This is a genomic window from Paenibacillus sp. FSL E2-0190, from assembly GCF_037992965.1.
Taxonomy (GTDB): Bacteria; Bacillota; Bacilli; order Paenibacillales; family Paenibacillaceae; genus Paenibacillus_AQ; species Paenibacillus_AQ odorifer.
In genome coordinates this window covers 5910512-5929485 of sequence record NZ_CP150306.1, presented here as the reverse complement: position 1 = coordinate 5929485, position 18974 = coordinate 5910512, and the positions used below count along the sequence as shown (strand labels likewise).

Annotated in this window: 20 protein-coding genes and 1 other annotated feature; of the genes, 10 read left to right on the top strand and 10 right to left on the bottom strand. The window is 45.0% G+C overall.

What is annotated here, in order from left to right:
• Nucleotides 1-60: 60 nt before the first annotated feature.
• Both NST25_RS26040 and ylbJ read right to left on the bottom strand, forming a co-directional pair.
• Entirely contained in the window at nucleotides 61-864 is an 804-nt protein-coding gene (locus NST25_RS26040) for an NAD kinase (RefSeq protein WP_076193385.1), read from the bottom strand.
• A 74-nt stretch (nucleotides 865-938) separates the two neighbouring features.
• Nucleotides 939-2201 (bottom strand): sporulation integral membrane protein YlbJ, encoded by a 1263-nt coding sequence (ylbJ, locus tag NST25_RS26035; RefSeq protein ID WP_076193383.1) that lies wholly within the window; start codon nucleotides 2199-2201, stop codon nucleotides 939-941.
• 412 nt (nucleotides 2202-2613) lie between these two features.
• Between ylbJ and NST25_RS26030 the strand changes: the two genes are divergently transcribed.
• Both NST25_RS26030 and NST25_RS26025 read left to right on the top strand, forming a co-directional pair.
• Nucleotides 2614-2997, top strand: a complete 384-nt coding sequence (locus NST25_RS26030) for a globin (protein WP_076134176.1) — start codon at nucleotides 2614-2616, stop codon at nucleotides 2995-2997.
• Nucleotides 2998-3033: 36 nt separating this feature from the next.
• Nucleotides 3034-3750, top strand: a complete 717-nt coding sequence (locus tag NST25_RS26025; RefSeq protein ID WP_036685310.1) for a DUF2225 domain-containing protein — start codon at nucleotides 3034-3036, stop codon at nucleotides 3748-3750.
• A gap of 78 nt (nucleotides 3751-3828) precedes the next feature.
• On the opposite strand, the gene NST25_RS26020 is transcribed toward NST25_RS26025, so the two are convergent.
• Both NST25_RS26020 and NST25_RS26015 read right to left on the bottom strand, forming a co-directional pair.
• A complete protein-coding gene (locus tag NST25_RS26020) occupies nucleotides 3829-4059 on the bottom strand; it encodes a hypothetical protein (protein ID WP_036685307.1) in 231 nt (76 codons plus the stop codon).
• Nucleotides 4056-4247: a YycC family protein gene (locus NST25_RS26015; RefSeq protein ID WP_036685305.1), complete on the bottom strand. Its 192-nt coding sequence runs from the start codon at nucleotides 4245-4247 to the stop codon at nucleotides 4056-4058. The genes NST25_RS26020 and NST25_RS26015 overlap by 4 nt, the downstream gene beginning before the upstream one ends.
• A 118-nt stretch (nucleotides 4248-4365) precedes the next feature.
• Between NST25_RS26015 and NST25_RS26010 the strand changes: the two genes are divergently transcribed.
• Together NST25_RS26010 and NST25_RS26005 are read left to right on the top strand one after the other, a co-directional pair.
• On the top strand, nucleotides 4366-6165 hold the full coding sequence (locus NST25_RS26010) for a M3 family oligoendopeptidase (protein WP_340392782.1): 1800 nt from the start codon (nucleotides 4366-4368) through the stop codon (nucleotides 6163-6165).
• Between the two features lie 361 nt (nucleotides 6166-6526).
• The gene (locus NST25_RS26005) at nucleotides 6527-6937 is read left to right on the top strand and encodes a hypothetical protein (protein WP_036685297.1); all 411 of its coding nucleotides are present in this window, start codon (nucleotides 6527-6529) and stop codon (nucleotides 6935-6937) included.
• Between the two features lie 153 nt (nucleotides 6938-7090).
• Here the strand turns inward: NST25_RS26005 and NST25_RS26000 are convergent, their stop codons facing one another.
• Nucleotides 7091-7321, bottom strand: coding sequence for an alpha/beta-type small acid-soluble spore protein (locus NST25_RS26000; protein WP_036685295.1), 231 nt, complete (start codon nucleotides 7319-7321; stop codon nucleotides 7091-7093).
• A 200-nt stretch (nucleotides 7322-7521) separates the two neighbouring features.
• The gene (locus NST25_RS25995; protein ID WP_076184767.1) at nucleotides 7522-8496 is read right to left on the bottom strand and encodes an aldose 1-epimerase; all 975 of its coding nucleotides are present in this window, start codon (nucleotides 8494-8496) and stop codon (nucleotides 7522-7524) included.
• Between the two features lie 134 nt (nucleotides 8497-8630).
• Nucleotides 8631-8870: a binding site (T-box leader), on the top strand.
• A gap of 63 nt (nucleotides 8871-8933) precedes the next feature.
• Here NST25_RS25995 and trpS point away from each other — a divergent pair.
• Entirely contained in the window at nucleotides 8934-9920 is a 987-nt protein-coding gene (gene trpS, locus NST25_RS25990) for a tryptophan--tRNA ligase (protein WP_036685592.1), read from the top strand.
• A gap of 2 nt (nucleotides 9921-9922) precedes the next feature.
• Here trpS and NST25_RS25985 read toward each other — a convergent pair whose 3' ends face one another.
• A complete protein-coding gene (locus NST25_RS25985; RefSeq protein ID WP_036685291.1) occupies nucleotides 9923-10111 on the bottom strand; it encodes a hypothetical protein in 189 nt (62 codons plus the stop codon).
• A gap of 105 nt (nucleotides 10112-10216) precedes the next feature.
• Nucleotides 10217-11218 (bottom strand): metal-dependent hydrolase, encoded by a 1002-nt coding sequence (locus NST25_RS25980; protein WP_076218717.1) that lies wholly within the window; start codon nucleotides 11216-11218, stop codon nucleotides 10217-10219.
• A gap of 232 nt (nucleotides 11219-11450) precedes the next feature.
• Here NST25_RS25980 and cyoE point away from each other — a divergent pair, with 232 nt between their 5' ends.
• Entirely contained in the window at nucleotides 11451-12383 is a 933-nt protein-coding gene (cyoE, locus tag NST25_RS25975; protein ID WP_036685285.1) for a heme o synthase, read from the top strand.
• A gap of 23 nt (nucleotides 12384-12406) precedes the next feature.
• Nucleotides 12407-13024 carry an SCO family protein gene (locus tag NST25_RS25970; protein ID WP_036685589.1) on the top strand — a complete coding sequence of 206 codons (618 nt, stop codon included), beginning with the start codon at nucleotides 12407-12409 and terminating at the stop codon, nucleotides 13022-13024.
• 95 nt (nucleotides 13025-13119) lie between these two features.
• Here NST25_RS25970 and NST25_RS25965 read toward each other — a convergent pair whose 3' ends face one another.
• Nucleotides 13120-13467: a DNA primase gene (locus NST25_RS25965; protein WP_036685586.1), complete on the bottom strand. Its 348-nt coding sequence runs from the start codon at nucleotides 13465-13467 to the stop codon at nucleotides 13120-13122.
• Between the two features lie 133 nt (nucleotides 13468-13600).
• Entirely contained in the window at nucleotides 13601-14788 is a 1188-nt protein-coding gene (locus tag NST25_RS25960) for an MFS transporter (RefSeq protein ID WP_076127992.1), read from the bottom strand.
• 270 nt (nucleotides 14789-15058) lie between these two features.
• Here NST25_RS25960 and NST25_RS25955 point away from each other — a divergent pair, with 270 nt between their 5' ends.
• The 3 genes from NST25_RS25955 (at nucleotide 15059) to NST25_RS25945 (ending at nucleotide 18954) form a co-directional block, all read left to right on the top strand.
• Nucleotides 15059-15496 (top strand): hypothetical protein, encoded by a 438-nt coding sequence (locus NST25_RS25955; RefSeq protein WP_076127990.1) that lies wholly within the window; start codon nucleotides 15059-15061, stop codon nucleotides 15494-15496.
• A gap of 63 nt (nucleotides 15497-15559) precedes the next feature.
• Nucleotides 15560-16705, top strand: a complete 1146-nt coding sequence (locus NST25_RS25950; protein WP_076127989.1) for a transglutaminase-like domain-containing protein — start codon at nucleotides 15560-15562, stop codon at nucleotides 16703-16705.
• 173 nt (nucleotides 16706-16878) lie between these two features.
• Complete coding sequence (locus NST25_RS25945) at nucleotides 16879-18954, top strand: penicillin-binding transpeptidase domain-containing protein (protein WP_254857062.1); 2076 nt, start codon at nucleotides 16879-16881, stop codon at nucleotides 18952-18954.
• Nucleotides 18955-18974 lie beyond the last annotated feature (20 nt).

The following is an 18974-nucleotide window of genomic DNA, read 5'->3' as shown; positions in this document are numbered from 1 at the left end:
TTTTGTCACACCAAAAATAGCCGGAGATATTGAAATCTCCAGCTTTTTGATCCCCTGATCTCAGACTAAGAAAGCTTCACGGACACGGTTCCAGAACGGAAACGGACGATACCTTGCAAAGCTGACTTTTTTGTCTGAAACTTGACAGCGTACTGAAATCAGGTCATCAACAGGAATGTTGTTATGATCTACGGTGAGCAGCAAACGCTGGTCTTTACATGAAAAAATGTCACAATGATGATGCTTCGGCAGTAGTAGCGGAGAGCCCATTGTCCGGAATACACGGTTGTTAATAGACGCGATTTCGGCAATCTGCAGCGCTTCTATTGAAGGGTGAACCATAGCGCCCCCAAGGCTTTTGTTATAAGCGGTGCTGCCAGAGGGAGTTGAAATACAAAGTCCATCGCCCCGGAACATTTCGAAGGTGACATCATTGATGTCGATTTGGATCATTATAGTTCCATCCACCCCTTTAAGGGTAAATTCGTTGAGGGCAATGTGAGACGAAGATCCCGATTTTTTGTGAATCTCCAGCTCTATTAATGGATATTTCACAATGCGCGGTATTTGCGGCTCAGTATCACCGGTTCCGCACATATAATCGATTAAGGTGGGCAGCTCTTCTGCTTGCCAGTCCGCATAGAAGCCGAGGTGTCCTGTGTGCACACCTACAAAGGCTAAGTTGGGAATCTGATCGATAAAGGTATGAAAAGCGTGCAGCATTGTGCCGTCTCCACCTATCGAGATGACGATTTCCGGAGACTCGGCATCCAGTTGCAAATCCCGCTCCGCCGCCAGCTTGTGAAATTGCTCGGCAAGTTTGATTGACAGCTCATCACCGCGGTCCAGAACATAATATCTCAAGATGTACAAGCTCCTTTATATAATTCCGTCATACACCGATCATAATCAATCTTGCCCCGGAACACAATATGTAATCAACTTCGGCGCATCAATCGGAGCATTGCCATAAAGACAGGAATAAGCAGTGACACTAGAAGAGCAGCGGCCAGTATAAGACTCAGTAGAGCTAGGTTGGCAGTGACACCAGAGGCTGAAGGTGTAAAGGCGGTGGAGGCTGGCAGAGAGACCCAGGCAGAAGACAATCCTGATCCCATCACAGGCTTCCATAGCAGCACCACGAGACCTGCTGCGAGTACGGCATGTATTAGTCTCGCAGTTAAGAAAGGCAGATAACGCAGCCCGGTACCGTTCAAAATACTGGCGACTTGGGCATGTACAGATAATCCGCCCCAAGAGAGAATAAAGGCAGCTGCTGCGACCTTGAATTGAAGCGGGATGGAAGAAGCGGCTTCACCAGCAGAACGGGCACCTATGGTGACCTCGAATAATCCGCTGATCAAGGCCTGAGCTAATTCGGGAGGCCCTCCAACAAGGGAGACGAGAGATCCGGCCAGGCTAAATAGTGAGGGCAGGATTCCGGCACGGGCAAGCAGCTCCATTAGCACGTTGAAGAATACAACCAGACCCCCTACGACAATAATAAGCTGTAGCGAGGATTGGATCGCTCCTTTTAACAGCTCTCCGAAGCTACGTCCATCCTTGCGCCGGGCTTCGGACATCGCAAGGAGTGCGGCATGTATTCTGCCGAATCCTTGTTTTGCTGGAGCAGAGGGGACGTCAGAACTACTTTTTGTTGGGTCTTGGGTGGGGGTCTTTTGTTCCTTACGTCCATGAAATGACATTAGGAGACCAACCATTAAGCCACTTCCGTAGTGGGCTAGTGCCAATATTAGCCCCAAAGAAGCATCGCGAAAGAACCCAACGGATACCGCCCCTAATAGAAAAATAGGATCGGAGGAGGTTGTAAATGCTACAAGGCGTTCACCTTCGATTCTGCTGATCAGCTTCTGCTCCCGCAGCTTAGCGGTTAATTTGGCTCCAACGGGATATCCTGATACATATCCCATGGCCGCGACAAAACCACCGCTGCCTGGTATACCGAAGAGGGGACGCATCAGTGGATCAAGTAAAGCGCCGAAGAGATGGACAATGCCTAAGCCTAGCATGATTTCAGAAATGACGAAGAAGGGAAACAGTGAAGGGAAGAGCACGTCCCACCAGATGGCCAGGCCACGTAAGGCTGCGGCAAGAGATGCTTCAGGATGAAGTAACATAAGCAGCATACAACCTGCCAATATGAATCCCAGCAGCGGGCCGCCAATCTTTTTAAAAGTCATAATTAACGCCTCCTGGTCTATGGTTAGATGTATGCAAAAAGAGGGACAAACAGCACAAAAAAATGGAGAAAGCGGTTACAATTATCTGTGCTTTTTCGCAGGAATTATGATATTATGTAATAAATAAATGCACCCTCTGTTACACGATTAAATGGGATGGAGTGATGGCGATGAGCGTTATAGCCGGAGTTCTCGTTTGTGCTTTTGTATATGTAATCCGGGTCTCTCTCGTCCCTCCTGGTGATGAGGAATTTAGGACCTACTAACCTTACTCTTCAGGCGCTGAACTATAGTTTAGCGCCTTTTTTCTGTAGTTTAGAGAGCACTTTCGACGGATATCCGTGTTATGCTTATCTTTGGTATAATAAAATAAGTAACGTTTCATTAATATAGAAGAAGGCTGGTAACCTCAATGAATCCAAATGAGAGTATATATGACAATCTAGGGGGGGCTGAAGCACTACATCGGTTGGTGGAAGTGTTCTATGCCAAGGTACAGCTTCATCCGCAGCTGGGACCCTTGTTCCCTGAAGATATTACTCCAGTTCTGGAGAAGCAATATCAATTCCTGACACAGTTTTTTGGCGGGGGTCCACTTTATTCGGAATTACATGGACATCCCATGATGAGAGCAAGGCATATGCATATTCCTATTACTCCAGAACGTGCTGAGGAGTGGCTACAATGTATGAAAGAGGCTCTGGTGGAGACTGGAGTCGAAGAACCACTGCGTTCATTCGTGCTTAGCCGCCTTGCAGGTCCTGCACATCATTTTGTTAACATGCCCCAGGAATAATAAGGGACAGGTTGATCCTGAAAGGAATGAGAGTACTTGACAGAGTTAATACCCCTATATTCTATTAAGGTCAAGTGTTGCAACTGTGAAAATGAATTTTCAACCTCGCGGGTACGCCCTAGTCTAAAAAAGGCTATTCGGCGTGATGCTGATTTCTGCGCGTATTATAAAAATGAGAATCCGGATTATTATGTTGTACGGGTCTGCCCCAATTGCGGGTTTGCCTCCACAGAAAATTCGGCTGACAAGCTGACGGAACGCCAGCGCAAGGCATTTAATGAACAGGTAGGGAAACGCTGGAAGAGCCGGGACTTTGGAGAGAAACGAGACTGGGAAACTGCGCTCGAGACCTATAAGCTGGCGCTTTTATGTGCTCAAAGTATTAACGATAAAGATCGGATTATCGCAAGTCTGCTGCATCATATTGCTTGGCTCTATCGCTATCAAGGGGAGACTGAGCAGGAGAAGCGTTTTTTACGCTATTCTTTGGACGAGTATGTTAAGGTCTATGAAATAGATGGCATTGCCGGCAATGATGCCCGGCTCATGTACCTGATCGGCGAACTTAATCGGCGGATCGGAGAATACTCAGTGGCTGTAATGTGGTTCTCCCGTCTGATCAATGATCAGAAGATCATGGATGCGGCGATGATTCGAGCGGCACGTGAGCAGTGGGTTATTTTACGGGAGCAAATGCGTGCTGAGGCTCTAGATGTTGAAGTTGATATCGAAGGCTTGTCTTCAAGTTCATAATGTTTGCGAACAACAAAAAGCGCAGAAGAGAATTAAATTCTCCTCTGCGCTTTGTAGAAAGAAAATGTTAGGATTTGCTTATCTGACAGCTCGATCGAACAAAAGGTAATCGCCGTCATTATCTATAACTGTAGGACTGGCGCTGCAGCAGGGGAAGACGAGCAGTTTTTTCTTGCCGTCACGAACGATTTGTAATTCTTTTGGCTTCATAGGCAGAAGCACATTCTCTGAGTTGCAGAATGGACAGTATTGCACATACATATCGCCTAGAATGATGTCATAAGGCCAGGTATGACTAAATGGAATCATTGTGAGTCCTTCCCAGAAGGAGTCTCTTCATTTTCGCCCTCAGTTTGTGGGGGATTTTCTTTTTTGGATAGCTCCGCTATTTTTTGTAGTAAAATATGTTGGGGCATATGCATCAAGTGTTCCAAAGGAACGCCTAGTTGCTTGGATAACGTAATGGCTGTTTCCGGTGAAATTTGTAGTGGCTTCATATGGATGCCCTCCTAAAGTTTATCGGCTATAAATGTTCAGATATCGTTATTCACTTTACCATGGTGTTAAGACAATTACAAAGAAAGTCAAATGAAAGCAAAGGAATGGTGAGTACACATGAAACAACCGTTATCACTGACTTGGGAACTTGATACTATTTTTCCGGGGGGTTCTTCGTCTGCACAGTTAGAAGGGTTCTTGAGCAAGCTTGAAAAAGATATTTTATCCTTGCAAGGCTTTGTGAAGGATGCTGTGGCACCAACGGATGTTGCGTCTACCAAAGCATTGGATGAGGTTATAGCATTGCTTCAGAGCTGTTCAGGAAGACTTGTGGAGGTCACTTCCTTCGCAGACTGTCTAGGCGCTCAGAATCAGATGGACAAGGGTGCGGTAAGGCTGGCGGCCAAAGTGACAAGCATGCGCGCCGGATTCGAAGGGATCAGCTCGCAATTTAGCAATGTCCTTCGTCAGACTACGGACAAGGTATGGGCTGAGTGGATGGCTCGTCCAGAGATTGCTCCTTTAACGTTCGTACTGAGCGAGAGCCGTGATTTGGCCCGTGAGAAGATGAGCCCTGAGCTGGAAAGCTTAGCGTTGGAATTAGCTGTTGACGGATATCATGGATGGAGCGGGCACTATGATACGATTGTTAGCTCAATCAAGATCCCATTTGAGGATGAAGAAGGAACAAAGCTGCTATCTGCTGGCCAAGCTTTTAATAAGCTGGATGATCCAGATCCAAAAGTGCGTCAAACGATGTTCCATAAATGGGAAGAGGCTTGGACTGAAGCGGCAGATAATTGCGCGGATACCTTAAATCACTTAGCAGGCTTCCGCCTGAAGCTCTATAAGGGCAGAGGCTGGGACGATGTTCTGAAAGATCCGCTCAGCATCAATCGTATGACACAGGACACCTTAAATACAATGTGGGACGTGATTACGAATAGCAAACCTGTACTTGTGTCCTACCTTCAGCGTAAAGCCAAGCTGCTGGGGCTGGATTCTCTCTCATGGGTCGATGTCGAAGCTCCTGTAGGCAAATCCTCCGGCAAGATCCCTTATGATCAAGCTGCGAAGGATATCGTCACACAGTTCCGTAAATTTAGTCCTAAGATGGCTGAGTTTGCAGAGCGTGCCTTTGATAATAACTGGATCGAGGTTGAGGATCGTAATGGCAAACGCCCTGGTGGATTCTGTACTTCCTTCCCTGAGAGTAAAGAATCACGGATATTCATGACTTACAGCGGCACACCTTCCAATGTTTCAACATTGGCCCATGAGCTGGGACATGCTTATCATTCCTACCTGCTTGATGATCAACCTGTATTTAATCAGAATTATGCAATGAACGTTGCAGAGACCGCTTCAACCTTTGCAGAAGTGATTGTATCTGATGCTCAGGTTAAAGCTGCGGGCAATGCAGAGGAGAAGCTGGCTCTGCTTGAAACGAAGATACAGAACAGTGTGGCATTCTTTATGAACATTCACGCTCGATTCTTGTTCGAGACTCGCTTTTATGAGAAACGTAAGGAAGGTCTTGTAAATGCTGAGGAACTGTCCGCTCTGATGGTGGAAGCACAGAAAGAAGCTTTCTGTGGTGTGCTTTCTGAATACCATCCTCACTTCTGGGCGTCGAAGCTGCATTTCTATATCACAGATGTACCTTTCTATAATTTTCCGTACACCGTTGGTTATATGTTCAGTACAGGCTTATATCGTCTGGCATTACAAGAGGGAGCTTCCTTTGCAGACAAATACGATAGCTTGTTGCAGGATACCGGCGTGATGACATTGGAGGATTTGGTGCTCAAACATTTGGGTGTGGATCTGACAAAACCGGATTTCTGGCAAGGAGCTACAGATCTGATCGTGGCTGATATTACCGAGTTCTTGGAGATGACAGAGCATTTAGCGTGAAATGTCTAAAATAAGACAAATTTCAGGACACAAAAAATAACGGAATTTCAGTGTGAACACGCAAAGACCCCGGTTAAGGGGTCTTTTTTTAATGCTTAAATGTCGAAAACCCCCGGTTTATAAAAATTAATATACGAATGATCCATGAATTTTGCGCATTACTAGGGATAATAACCCAATTTTGTAGAATAATGTTGTTTGACGTATTTAAGGGGTCTATAATGAGCCTTGAGCCTTATAAAAGGCTTGCATGGAAGACAAATGAGCTCAGCTCAAAAAGCTTAAGTAAGCGCTTACTAAGCCGATTTGTACGAAGTAAACTCGAAGTAGCTAAGCTCACAAAACTTTTAGGAGGAAAGATATGCTTAAGACAGAACAGCTATCATTAGCAAGACAGATGGATTTGGTGTTTAGGGAACTGCAAGAGGAATTGTCAGGACTATCTTCCGGTACGGTATTTGTGCAAATACGAAATAATACCATTGGCAAATTCGGCATACGTCATCATCCTTTAGCCGGTCGGGGGGGTGGATTCACAGAAGTGAAGGAAGGAATAACGGAGAGCCAGCAGTCTTCTTTTCGTCTAATGGCACTGGAGAGTCTGAAATACAAACGCCGTTGGACTCATGGTGAGATCAGCTATGAATTCGCTATAAGACAGGGCAAGCTAATCGTAGATGCTACGCTGGAGTCTAATTATAATATGGCGAATCTGATGATTCGATCTCCCCGTAATGCTTACGCCGAGAGTGCTGATCAATTTTTAAGTTAAACGTTTTACATAAAAATTGTTTGCAGCTGGGACTATAGGCTATAAATTAGAAAAACCCCCCACAGCTTCTAGAAGAAGTGTGAGAGGTTTGAAAGCTAGTCGGCAATAGGCTGTTTAAGACCTCTGCCGGATAAAACACTTAAGATAACGATGTTACTGACGACCGGACAGTTGTTGTTCTGCCAGTTGTACTAGACGTTTAGTGATGTAACCTCCCAAAGAACCAGTTTCGCGGGAAGTGTAGTTCCCGTAATAACCGTCAGCTGGGATCGTTACTCCAAGCTCTTGTGCTGCTTCATATTTCAATTGTTGCAACGCTGCATTTGCTTGAGGAACTACAAGGTTATTGGAACGGCTGCTACGACCTTGACCTGCTTGACCCATGTGTGTCACCTCCTTCGCCCGTTGTGAAGATAGTATGAGCGCTAAGAGGCTAATTCATGCATGCTATCGAAAGGTTTTAAGGATGGTAATTATTAGTCGATTAAAAGTAAGGGTAGAAAGCCCAAATAACTAAGCTCGCACAAAAAATCGGCCTTCTCTTACGTAAACGCAAGGGAAGACCGATATAATGTATATCTGCTTTAATTCTCGGGATAGATCATTTCCAGCATAGTGGACAGCTCAAGACTTTGACCTGGTTCTACCTTCAGCAAGCCCGTGAAGGAAGGGTCATCGGAAACGTTAGGAGCATCCGGGAGCCAGGTGTAAGGTTCGATGCACAGAAATTGGTCGGCTGGTCCTTTGGTATACAGGACCCAGTGGCGGAAATGATTCTCGTCAGCTGTATAACGAAGACCATAACCATCATCGCGTAATAGCAAGGCTTCTACGGGCTGCTTGTCACCAATACGTAGAGCAGTATCAAAATTAGTTCCCTGGAGGTTGATTCCAGAATTTAGAGAATCTAGATCACCAAGTGGAATTAGATTGCCGCTAGGGAGCAATTCATCGTTTAGTTCATAAATGCTGTTTACGGGCAGCTTGAGATTCCAGCGTTCAGGTTCTCCATCGATCATAAACCAGGTGTGATAGCCGATCCCAAAGGGAATACGATGATCGCCGAGATTTGTAACCTTTAAAGTCTGGCTGAGCCGGGCATCCTGAAGCCTGAATGTCATTTCGAATTTGAGTGGAATGGGAAATTGCTCCATCCAGTGCGGATCATCTTCAGTTAGGAATTCAGTAGTGACTGCACAACCGTCCTCGTCTTCTTCAATATCGCTGACACACCAGGATTGAGTCCGGTGTAGGCCATGGATATGATTGTCACCTGCGGTATTCTGGTCAAATTGATAACTTGTACCCTCGAATTGAAATTTTCCTTTACGAATTCTTCCGGGTGGAATTAAGAGCGGGATGCCAAAATGGTAAGGTTTTTGCATAAAGAAAGCTTGATCGCTTTCATCAGGCCGCCGCAGAATTTCCCGCTGTTCCTTTACATCAAACAATGAAATCACGTTGTTTCCTAGTCGCGGCAAAAGCGTGACTTCCAGTTCGCGGCTGTGCAAAATATAAGTATCATAACCGCCCCACTGCCCTTTGGTCACCTGTTTCATGAGATATGCTCCTTTATCGTAACTGTAATCGAATAGAACATGGATAACCTTATCATAACAGATTTATGCGGAAGTGGTTAAGTGATTTGACAACTTCTCTTTATGGTTCTATGATGAAGGCATTAAATTATGATGAGAATGTGATGACGGGGACAAGTAGACAGGAAATGCACCTTCAGAAAGCCGGTGGTTGATGCGAACCGGTAGGACACTCCTGATGAATGGACCCCTGAGCGCCGCGCTTGAACGGGAGCAAGATGCCCTAGTAGACCGGCCGGATCTTCCCCGTTAACGGAAGACTAAGGCTGTTTCCTTTTGACTATACAAAGGTTAAGCAGCGAATAAGGGTGGCACCACGGTCTCACGTCCCTTGCGGATGAGGCTTTTTTTGCGTTCTCGGAAATTGGAAATCACATCTAACGGAGGTCTATATTATGTTGAAAAAAGTAATGTCAGGCATACAACCGAGCGGTTCTCTAACTTTGGGTAACTATATCGGAGCGCTGAAAAATTTTGTGAAGCTGCAAGACGATCATCAATGTTTCTTTATGGTTGTCGATATGCATGCGATCACCGTTGCTCAAGATCCTGCGGCATTGCGTGAGCAGTCTGAAGCTGTAGCTGCACTCTTTATCGCGGCAGGAATTGATCCTGTGCGTTCGAATGTATATATGCAGTCTCATGTGCCTCAGCATGCGGAATTGGGCTGGATCATGACTACGCTAACGGCAATGGGCGAGCTTGAGCGTATGACACAGTTCAAAGATAAATCATCAGGTAAGGATTCGGTTGGCGCGGGCCTATTCGTATATCCTTCTTTAATGGCAGCAGATATTCTTGTTTATAATGCGGATCTTGTGCCAGTAGGTGAAGATCAGAAGCAGCACTTGGAGTTGACCCGTGATTTAGCTGGCCGATTCAATAACCGTTTTGGCGAATTCTTTACGATTCCTGAACCGTATATCCCTGAAGTGGGCGCACGCATTATGTCTCTGGATGATGGCACTAAAAAAATGAGCAAGAGCAGCCCGAATGCAGGCAGCTATATTGCCCTGTTGGATTCGCCGGATGTGATCCGTAAAAAAATCAGCCGCGCAACGACTGATTCTGGACGTGAAGTGATCTTTGATCCGGCTAACAAGCCAGAGATCAGTAACTTGATGAGTATTTACTCGGAATGTTCTGGAATGTCCCTTCAGCAAATTGCCGATCGTTATGAGGGACAAATGTATGGTGGCTTTAAGAAGGATCTTGGGGAAGTGGTTGTATCCACACTTGAGCCTTTGCAACAAAGATATCATGAAATTCGCAGTTCAGGTGCGATCACTGATATTCTTGCCGAAGGTGCTGAACGCGCACGTATTGTTGCAGCTGAGACGTTGAATGGCGTAAAAGAGCGGATGGGCTTTCTGCCAGCTCGTTAATCTTAGTCAGAGCTTAAGCTTTCCTGTTTGCGTCTAATTCTGGCTTTGAGGATAAATCCCCAGCCAATATTCATTACGCAAAGAAAACCAAGCAGAAGTGCCAGCCAGAAGCTATAGCTGATCGCGATTGAAGCGGCAGTGAGAATAAGAATAGAAGAACAAGCGAACCAAAGTGAGAGTCCTTTACCCATTAAGAGCCTTCCTTTCCGTGTCTGCTAAAATGAATCCCGGAGTATTATAAAATACTCCGGGATTTTTTGTGATTATAGAATAGATCTCTCAGTAAGTCTACAGTTTCATCGTAAAGAACCAGGGTCGATGGAGAATCGTTTGTCGAGCTTATCACTGCTAAGCCAGCCTACATAAGTATTTAAAGGTTTATATTGGTTATCCATAACTAATACAGCCACAAAAGGGTATTGTTTGCGGTGTAAATAACGAACGTCTCCCCAACGCACCATATATCCTGAAGGAAGCTCCTCCACTTCGGCAACCGCATAAGAGGTGAAATATAGAAAGGACTGAATATCTGGATGCGACTTGGATATTTCCACAGCGGGATGATTCGAGCAGACCGCATGTTTGAACCATTCCAGGCGGTTGTTCAGTAGCTGTCCAACGTCATAGCTGCCGTCTTTTTTCACTTTAACTACGTTCCAGCGTTTAAGTGAAATTGTAGGGATTACAATATAACGTTCACCAGCATTATGGTGTATATCTTTAAGCTTGATGTTTCGTGTAAGGCGGGCATGAACAACCGTTCTCCAAATATAATAAAGAATGGTACAGGCATAAAGCGTAATAAATAAAGGTTTGGGCGGCACAATCCCAGTGATCCAGAGTAGAATAGCTGCGATATGGCTGCCAAAAATAAATGGATCGAAAATGTGGATGATATTCCAGGCAATCCATTTCTCAGTAAATGGACGGGCGGCCTGGGTTCCATAGGTGTTAAACAGATCAGAGAAGACGTGCACGCCTACGCCTATGAAACCCCAGAGTGCAACATGGCTTAAAGCTGCCAAATCAGTAAATCCAAACAGAGGCCCTAAGACTAGGGCAATCAGAGCGGGCCACAAAATTAGAAAAGGCAAGGAGTGTGTGATTCCCCGGTGATTACGAATATATATTGCATTGTCCTTTAGTCTTAATGCGGTATCGGCATCAGGAGCTTGTGAGCCTAAAATCGTAGCCAGCATAACGGCCCCGGCCAGTTTAGGGTCAGAAGCAACGACAGGATCTACGAATGAAAGTCCGGCTAACCCTATGCCCATAACTAAATGTGTAGCGGTGTCCATTGGTCAGTTCTCCTTTGTTGTTCGGAAGTACATTATTAATAATTACCCAAATACAGCTTAGGTTATTAACGGGCTGGAAATAAATATTGTCACGTAATTGTCAAATTCATGAACATACTGTGCCATGACTGTCAAAGTCTCCTCGGGTTTGATATGATAAAGTTAACAGCGAAGTCTATTTAGTGCTTCGGCTAGAACGTTAGAAGTTCGTTTAGAAGGAGGATCATTTGGTGTGGATAATCATATAACATTTCAAGCTTCTTCCGATTCTGCAGCTATGTCTGCAAAATCTCCACCGGAAGGTGCAAGTTGGCGTGATTTCATTACCGTAACAAAACCCGGTATTATCCGATCTAACCTCATCGCTGCCTTTGCAGGATATTGGCTGGCTTCAGGTTGGGATGTTCAATACGGCAGATTAGTTCTGACTCTGCTCGGTACAATGCTGGTTATGGCTTCGGCCTGTGTTTTTAATAACTATTTCGACCGTGACCTGGACATGAAGATGGAAAGAACGCGCGATCGGGGGCTTCCTACAGGACGACTGAAACCCAAAACCGTATTGCTGTATGCTATTGGGCTAGGGATTGCGGGCTTGATTGTACTGTTTGCTTTTTCCGGAGTTTTAGCCGGTCTGTTCGGGATTGTAGGGATGTTCGTTTACGTTGTAGTATACACCCTTTGGTTGAAACGGACATCAACATGGAGCACTTCAGTAGGTGCGATCTCTGGAGCTATGCCACCGGTAATTGGCTACGTTGCAGTTACGGGAACAGTTGATCTAGGGGCTTGGCTGATGTTTGCGATGTTGTTTCTGTGGCAACCTCCCCATTTCTGGGCACTCGGGATTAGACGTAAAGAAGAATATAGAGCCGCTGGATTTCCGCTGCTGCCTGTAGTCAAAGGAACACGTCGTACGAAGTTTCAAATGATTCCTTATGTAGCACTGTTGCTGCCTATTCCAGTGTTAATGTACGCCTACGATTATGCAGGCATTTTTTATCTGGTGATTTCAACAGCGCTGTCCCTGGCTTGGTTAATCATAACCTTGATGGGCTTTGCAGCAAAAGATGACGAAGTCTGGGCGAAGAAGAACTTCCTCTTCTCCATTAACTACCTAACGGTAAGTTTGATCGTACTTGTATTGAATACGATTCACGGTTAAGAAGAGGGAGGGTATTATTGTCCGTGCAGACCTTTAAGCGTTATAAATGGACCTGGATTCTACTATTGCTTGCTTTGGTAATGGCTGGTTATCTGGCAGTTAATTCTTTGAATTTAGGAAAAGAAAAACTGCCGGTAATCGGAGAAGTGCAGGACTTTTCACTTGAAAATGTGGATGGAGACCAGATTACTCTGGCTGATACACAAGGTAAGGCGCGGCTGGTATACTTTTTTTTCACACAATGTCCGGATGTATGTCCTATAACTACGTTTCTGTTATCTCAGACGCAGAAAATTCTGGTCGACGATGGCAGCTTTGGAAAAGATACGGCGTTCGTCTCCATTTCTTTTGATCCAGAGAATGATACGCGTGAAGCCATTAAAAGCTTTGCGGACCGTTTTCAGGCAGATTATAAGGGTTGGTACTTCTTACGGGGGGATCAGGAAGTCATTCGTAAGCTGGCAACTGATTCTTTTAAAGTACTAATTGCAGGGAATAGTAAAGAAAATTTCGTACATGCCAATCGCATAGCATTGGTTGATCGAGACAATCGTCTCCGTGCATTGTATGACGCAGGGGATACGGATAACATAACGCCTGAATTTCTTGCCGATAGGCTGAATGAATTGGCTCGTGAATAGAACATAACCGCATAACAGAAACGCCTTTTTCGAATCCCATTTATTGAAGGATAACGAAAAAGGCGTTTTTAATTTCTTAGGCAATATATCGCGAATCAAAAAGGAATGGGTTCAGGGTAAATGATGAACTCTTCCAGACCCGCTTTTTCAAGCTGATTAATATTGTATTCATCTGGAGTGCCTTCCACTCCGGCATAACCCCGGCGTGTATAGATGTGACCAGCATCGGGAAAGGCATCGCGGAGAATCCCGCGTATTTTTTTGCCTGAACTGTCGTTATCCATATAAAGATATACTTCTCCATCTCCTACTTTTTGTCGCAGGGACTCGAGTTTGAGCGTATTTAATGTACCAAAGGTACAGAGGATTTCGACTTCCGGTACCAGCACGCGTCGTAATCTGCTGCGATCGTTTTTGCCTTCGACAATAATCGTAATGGACATTTGCTGACAATCACCTCCGGAAATGAAGTCTGAACTTACAGACTCATTATAGTTTACCGAAGGAGGAGCAGTTTTAACAACTGTTTCTACAGGAAAATCTTCATTCCCCGGGAAATGTCGTAAAAACAATAAATCATGCGGCCCTCCCATTCCATTTGGAAGAGTAGGTAGACAGTTTGGTTGAATTTTTTGGCGGAAGCAGTAATAGTGCAACCATCAGCAATAGAAAGGCAATGAAATAAGGTGAAACAACGGCTCTTAATTGTCCTGCGGCCACAGGGCCTGCGAATGCGCCTAGTGACATGGCTATCGACTGCATGGAGAAGGTGCGTCCCATACGTCCTGGTCCACCTAGACTAATAAAGAGCGATGCCATTGCAGGAAATAATATTCCTTTGGCTGCACCCAGCATAAAGAGAATAACGGATGCGGGAATGCTGTGAAGTGAGGCGAGCGCAAAAAAACAAAGGGCCATTCCTAGCAAGGCCACGGCTATTCTTCCTCCTGGGGAAAAGCGGTTCAGGAAGAACAAACTGAGTGTTACCAAAGCCCCTAAGCTAAGGAGCGATAAAAGAATGCCTGTGGAAACAATGCTATTACTTCCGGTCTGAGATAGAGGAAGTTCAAAGAACAGAACCCCTTGTGAACAAGAAACGAAAAAAGGCAGCAGATAATAACGTTTGGAAACTGGATTGGCATCGGATATAGGGACCGAAGGAAGATCCTGTTTTTTTAAAGGAGGTGCTGCAGAGTTTACAGGGCGTACTAAACGCCGGGCAGGTGCCGGTACACTGAAAAAAGCCATGATGCCTGTAGCGATAAGCAGCCATCCCAATGTGGTGAAGGTGCCGGAATAGCCAGCTTTAGCTACGATAAAGGCCCCCGCTGCTGGGGATACCACTGAAGCTAAGGTATGAACGATACCATGTCCGGACATATATTTCCCCTGCTCAGTAGCATCAGATGATAATGAAGCCAGCAAGGTCATGCACGCTGGAGAGAGGAAGGCGAGCGCGAACCCGCTTGCTGCTCGTAGCATCAGCAAATGCCACGGAAGCTGAGCATGAGCCTGCAGCAGTAGAATGGCTCCCGCAGTAACAAGGCTAAAGACGATGTAGCGGCGGCTGCCATTACGATCGACGAGTACGCCTGCGAGCAAATTGCCAGGAAGATGGGTTAACGAATACATACCCATCATCCAGCCAATAAAGGCGGGTCCCGCACCAAGAGAGATGGCAAAGGGCGTTAGAATAGGATACTGTGCATGTAAATCAAAAAACGCCAGAAAAAGAAACAGGTACAGCCACAGCGCAGTTTTCACAGGGAAACACCTCCGAGAGCCACCTACAATAAAGATTAATGCAGGAAGGCGGATTTTAAGAAGATCAAATTTAAGCAACTACTTGTACTTTACGTGGGACAGAGAGGGCTTATACCGCTTTTTTAATTCCTATAAGCAGGTATACCTTTCTCTGGCTGTGGAACCATGAATTATGATGGGCATTCATGTATAATAATTAATATTGGCGTCATGTCTATAGAGGAGATAATCCTTAGGACGAAACTAGGTGATAGGGGTGTTGTGAGGTTGATGGATCCAGAGGTGTGGTCACAGTTTATTAGAGAGAATTGGTTAGTTATTGTTATTGCGCTCATTCTGTTGTTCGCGGTTGTTAATTTGGTCAAAACGATGTTGAAATGGGCGATTGTCATTATTATCGTTGTAGGTCTATTCATCTATAGTGGTGTGACAATGGACCAAATTGGTAACGCTGTGAATAAGGTGGCAGATGGAACGGTAAGTACGGTGAAGAAGGAAGCACAAGAGGTTATGCTTAAAGAGGCGCAGGATGCGAAGTACACTTCAAATGGTGACGGAACATTTACGATCACAACTCCGAATATTGAAGTGAAAGGTACTACTGGCGAAGATAAGGTAGAGGTTACTTTCCGCGGAGTTAGTCTTGGGAAGTGGAGTATTACTGATACCACACAAACATTTATCGAGGAAGCTCGGAAACATCAATAAACGGCTTCAGTTTAAATCATTATCAAAAACAAGCAAGCGGGCGACTGAAAGGGGAGATTGGATATGATAAACGGTTGGTTGACTAGTCTGAGTGATGCAAATATCATCTCCATCGCCCTCCTGCTGGTAGTAGTCTTTTCACTATTGCAAGGCTGGAGCAGAGGGTTCTCAAGTGCTACCGGAAGATTATTCGGTCTGCTGGGAACAGGACTGTATACAATAGCTTCTTTGGTGCTGGCCATTCCTGCTGCGGCTTATCTCAATCCTCATGTACAGACTTGGGCAGCAGGAATAAGTCTGCCTGATAAACAGCTGACCCAGTGGCAGCAAATTTATTATACGGCTGTGTCTGTGCTGGCGGAATCGCCGCTGGTGCGGTTTCTATTGTTGTTATTGCTCTCTTATATCTTAATTCGCATGCTTCTGGGATTGTTGTCTATGCTGCTCCCATTCCATCAGCTACGGCGCACCAAGACATTTAAGGACAGAAAGATTACGCAAGTAAGCCGTATGGGCGGAGCTATCATAGGATTAATTATAGGCTTGACTCGTGGTTTAATTATTGTGCTTGCTCTCTTCATTTGTGTTGGCCTAAATCCAGAAAGTCAATTTAGCCGTTATGTGGAATCTTCTCCGATCTACAGTCAAAGCGCTGCCGCTGTATTTGAGCCCTTTGTTGGGGAGACCGTGCAGAAAAAGCTGCCTATTCTGACGAAGACCGTTGCAGCTGAGATGAATGATATCCTGCGCAGAAAATATGAAGTTATTGATCATGACATTCCACAAGATATTGTGGGTGCGGCTGAAGATATTATTGGACAAGCGCAAGGAGACGAGAAGAAAGCCAAACTACTGTATGATTGGGTAGGAACACGAGTAACTTATGATTACGCCAAAGCGGAAAATTATGAAAAAAATAGAATTTGGCATGAACAGACCCCGCAGGATACCTTCGACACACGCATAGGGGTATGTATTGATTATGCCCGTCTTTACGCTGTAATGGCCCGCTCCCAAGGATTGCAGGTGCGCGTTGTAACGGGTCAAGGCTATGATGGTCGAGGCGGGTATGGCGCACATGCCTGGAATGAAGTTTATATAAGTGACCGGCAAGCTTGGATTCCATTGGATCCCACTTGGGCGAGCAGTGGAGATTGGTTTAATCCGAAGGATTTTGACGATACGCATATTAGGGAGAACGCACTCTGAGTGAGGGCGCCGCACTCCTTCCGTGTGGTACAATAAACTCATACCAACCGCTCTAACACAAATGCGAGTGCAATGCTCACAATCAGCTTCTTAGAAATCACCTTCATTATAAGAGCAATGTCGCTGGCTAAGGCAATTCAGACATTATTTTTATATAGAAGGGAAGAAAGCTGGTGAGCTTTGGGAAGCAGCTCCCGCCTGCGGACGGGAAATCTTCGAAACATTCTGTAGGTCTGAGATTGAATCTGTTTTTCTTTGGCACTTTTTTTATTTTTTGTATCATTATTGTGCGTCTTGCAGGTTTGCAGTTTACTGAGGGAGCTTTGCTGACAGAAGAAGAGATCAAACGGGATACGAAGTTTGTTCCGCTGGCAGCCATGCGAGGGATTATTTTTGCTGCCGGGGGTGAGCAGATAGCCTATTCTACACCTGTTGAGTCGCTCTATCTTACCCTAAATAAGGAATATACAGCTAAAACTACCGATAAAGTAACGGGTGAAACCTCACTAACGGAAAAAGCGAAAAATAAGTCTAATGACCTTGCAGCAAGATTAGTAGCGGAGTTTGAGAAATATGGAAGTGCAGATGCCCCTAAGTTAACGCAGCAGGACGTGCTGGATTTACTTGATCTGGACTTTAAAAAGTATCTGGGTTATGTACCGCGTCGTATAAAAGCAGGGCTAACTTCAGAAGAAATAGCTTATTTCATGGAACACAAGGATGAATATCCAGGTATTACCATTGTGGAAGAAAGTGTACGCCACTACGATAAAGATACGGTAGCTGTGCAGACGGTGGGTTTTGGTAAACCTTTTAAATCAACCGAAGACATAGCGATGTACAAAAATATTCGTAGTGCAATGAAAGACAATTCTTCACCGGGACTTATGTATAAAACGGAAGAATATGTAGGATTTGATGGTCTGGAAATGCAGTATCAACGCGAACTGCGCGGAGAAAATGGTTATCAGGTCATTTCGGTCACTCCTCAAAATATGGCTGAGAAGGTAGAACAGACCGTTCCCCCTATAAAAGGCAATAACATTTGGATGACCATTAATAAGAATGTTCAGATGAAGACTGAACAGGCCATATTGGATCAGATTAAATGGCTGCATACCAATGCTGTTCAAGGCGAAACTCATCCTGATGCTTTAACAGGTTATGCAGTAGCAATGGAAGTAGAGACTGGGAATATTGTCGCTATGGCGAGTATGCCTGATTACGATTCGAATGTATGGACAAAGGACTCACTGCCTACATCTGTCTGGAATAAAATTATGAATAATCATCTGAATGGTACAATTACCTCGAATTCTTCCGGGAGATCGGGTCATGATTTTAGCTCACTTGTATTCTTGGGATCGACCATTAAACCGTTAAGTGTATTAATTGGTTTAAATGAAGGATTTTTTAACACCTCGAGCACCTATCCCGATGTGGGGATTACCTATTTCGGTAAGGATGATAAATCATCGGTTAGAAATTCATCAGGTCACGTCTATGGAAAATTGTATCCGGCTGATGCTATCAAGCAATCCTCTAACGTATTTATGGTAGATATGGTCGGAAAGCAACTATACAAAAAATACCAGGGGGATAAAGGTGTAGAGGTCTGGGACGAATATATGAAAAAGTTCGGACTGGGTGTGTCAACACAAAGTGGTCTTCCCGGTGAATCACCAGGTCAGATTAACTATACAGATTTCAAGGCTGCAGGGAGCTCACAGGCCGCGCTCGTCTACGCATCTTTTGGCCAGCAAGGCAGTTATACTACATTACAGCTTGCCCAGTATGCTACTACACTTGCAAATGAAGGTGTTCGAATTAAACCGCAGCTTGTAAGTAAGATTACTGATGCGCAAGGTAAGGTGGTTAAGGAATTTAAAAAAGAAGTGCTTAATAGCGTAACCTTTGATAAATCGTTCTGGAGAGAAATCAAACAGGGAATGAGCAGTAAAGTTAGTGCTTTTGACGATTTTCCTTATGATTTTGCCCGTAAGACAGGAACCTCTGAAAAAACGGATAGAAAAAATATAAACCGTGATAACGGGGTCTTTATTGCCTTTGCTCCACGTGAGAATCCGAAGCTGGCTGTAGCGGTTGTGATTCCGGAAGGCGGCTTTGGCTCCAATAGTGCAGCTCCGGTTGCCCGTAAGATTTTTGATGCTTATGATTGGGAATATGGGCTGGATGGGGTTCCGAAGAAGAATATTCCACCTGTGGCAGATCCCGTTCAAGAACAATAAGCTTAAATTAGAGAAAAAGG

Excerpts from the sequence above, each read along its gene's own strand:
- ylbJ (WP_076193383.1), bottom strand. The coding sequence starts at position 2,201 with ATGACTTTTAAAAAGATTGGCGGCCCGCTGCTGGGATTCATATTGGCA.
- NST25_RS26030 (WP_076134176.1), top strand. The coding sequence starts at position 2,614 with ATGAATCCAAATGAGAGTATATATGACAATCTAGGGGGGGCTGAAGCA.
- NST25_RS26020 (WP_036685307.1), bottom strand. The coding sequence starts at position 4,059 with ATGATTCCATTTAGTCATACCTGGCCTTATGACATCATTCTAGGCGAT.
- NST25_RS26015 (WP_036685305.1), bottom strand. The coding sequence starts at position 4,247 with ATGAAGCCACTACAAATTTCACCGGAAACAGCCATTACGTTATCCAAG.
- NST25_RS26010 (WP_340392782.1), top strand. The coding sequence starts at position 4,366 with ATGAAACAACCGTTATCACTGACTTGGGAACTTGATACTATTTTTCCG.
- NST25_RS26005 (WP_036685297.1), top strand. The coding sequence starts at position 6,527 with ATGCTTAAGACAGAACAGCTATCATTAGCAAGACAGATGGATTTGGTG.
- NST25_RS26000 (WP_036685295.1), bottom strand. The coding sequence starts at position 7,321 with ATGGGTCAAGCAGGTCAAGGTCGTAGCAGCCGTTCCAATAACCTTGTA.
- NST25_RS25995 (WP_076184767.1), bottom strand. The coding sequence starts at position 8,496 with ATGAAACAGGTGACCAAAGGGCAGTGGGGCGGTTATGATACTTATATT.
- NST25_RS25985 (WP_036685291.1), bottom strand. The coding sequence starts at position 10,111 with ATGGGTAAAGGACTCTCACTTTGGTTCGCTTGTTCTTCTATTCTTATT.
- NST25_RS25980 (WP_076218717.1), bottom strand. The coding sequence starts at position 11,218 with ATGGACACCGCTACACATTTAGTTATGGGCATAGGGTTAGCCGGACTT.
- NST25_RS25965 (WP_036685586.1), bottom strand. The coding sequence starts at position 13,467 with ATGTCCATTACGATTATTGTCGAAGGCAAAAACGATCGCAGCAGATTA.
- NST25_RS25955 (WP_076127990.1), top strand. The coding sequence starts at position 15,059 with ATGGATCCAGAGGTGTGGTCACAGTTTATTAGAGAGAATTGGTTAGTT.
- NST25_RS25950 (WP_076127989.1), top strand. The coding sequence starts at position 15,560 with ATGATAAACGGTTGGTTGACTAGTCTGAGTGATGCAAATATCATCTCC.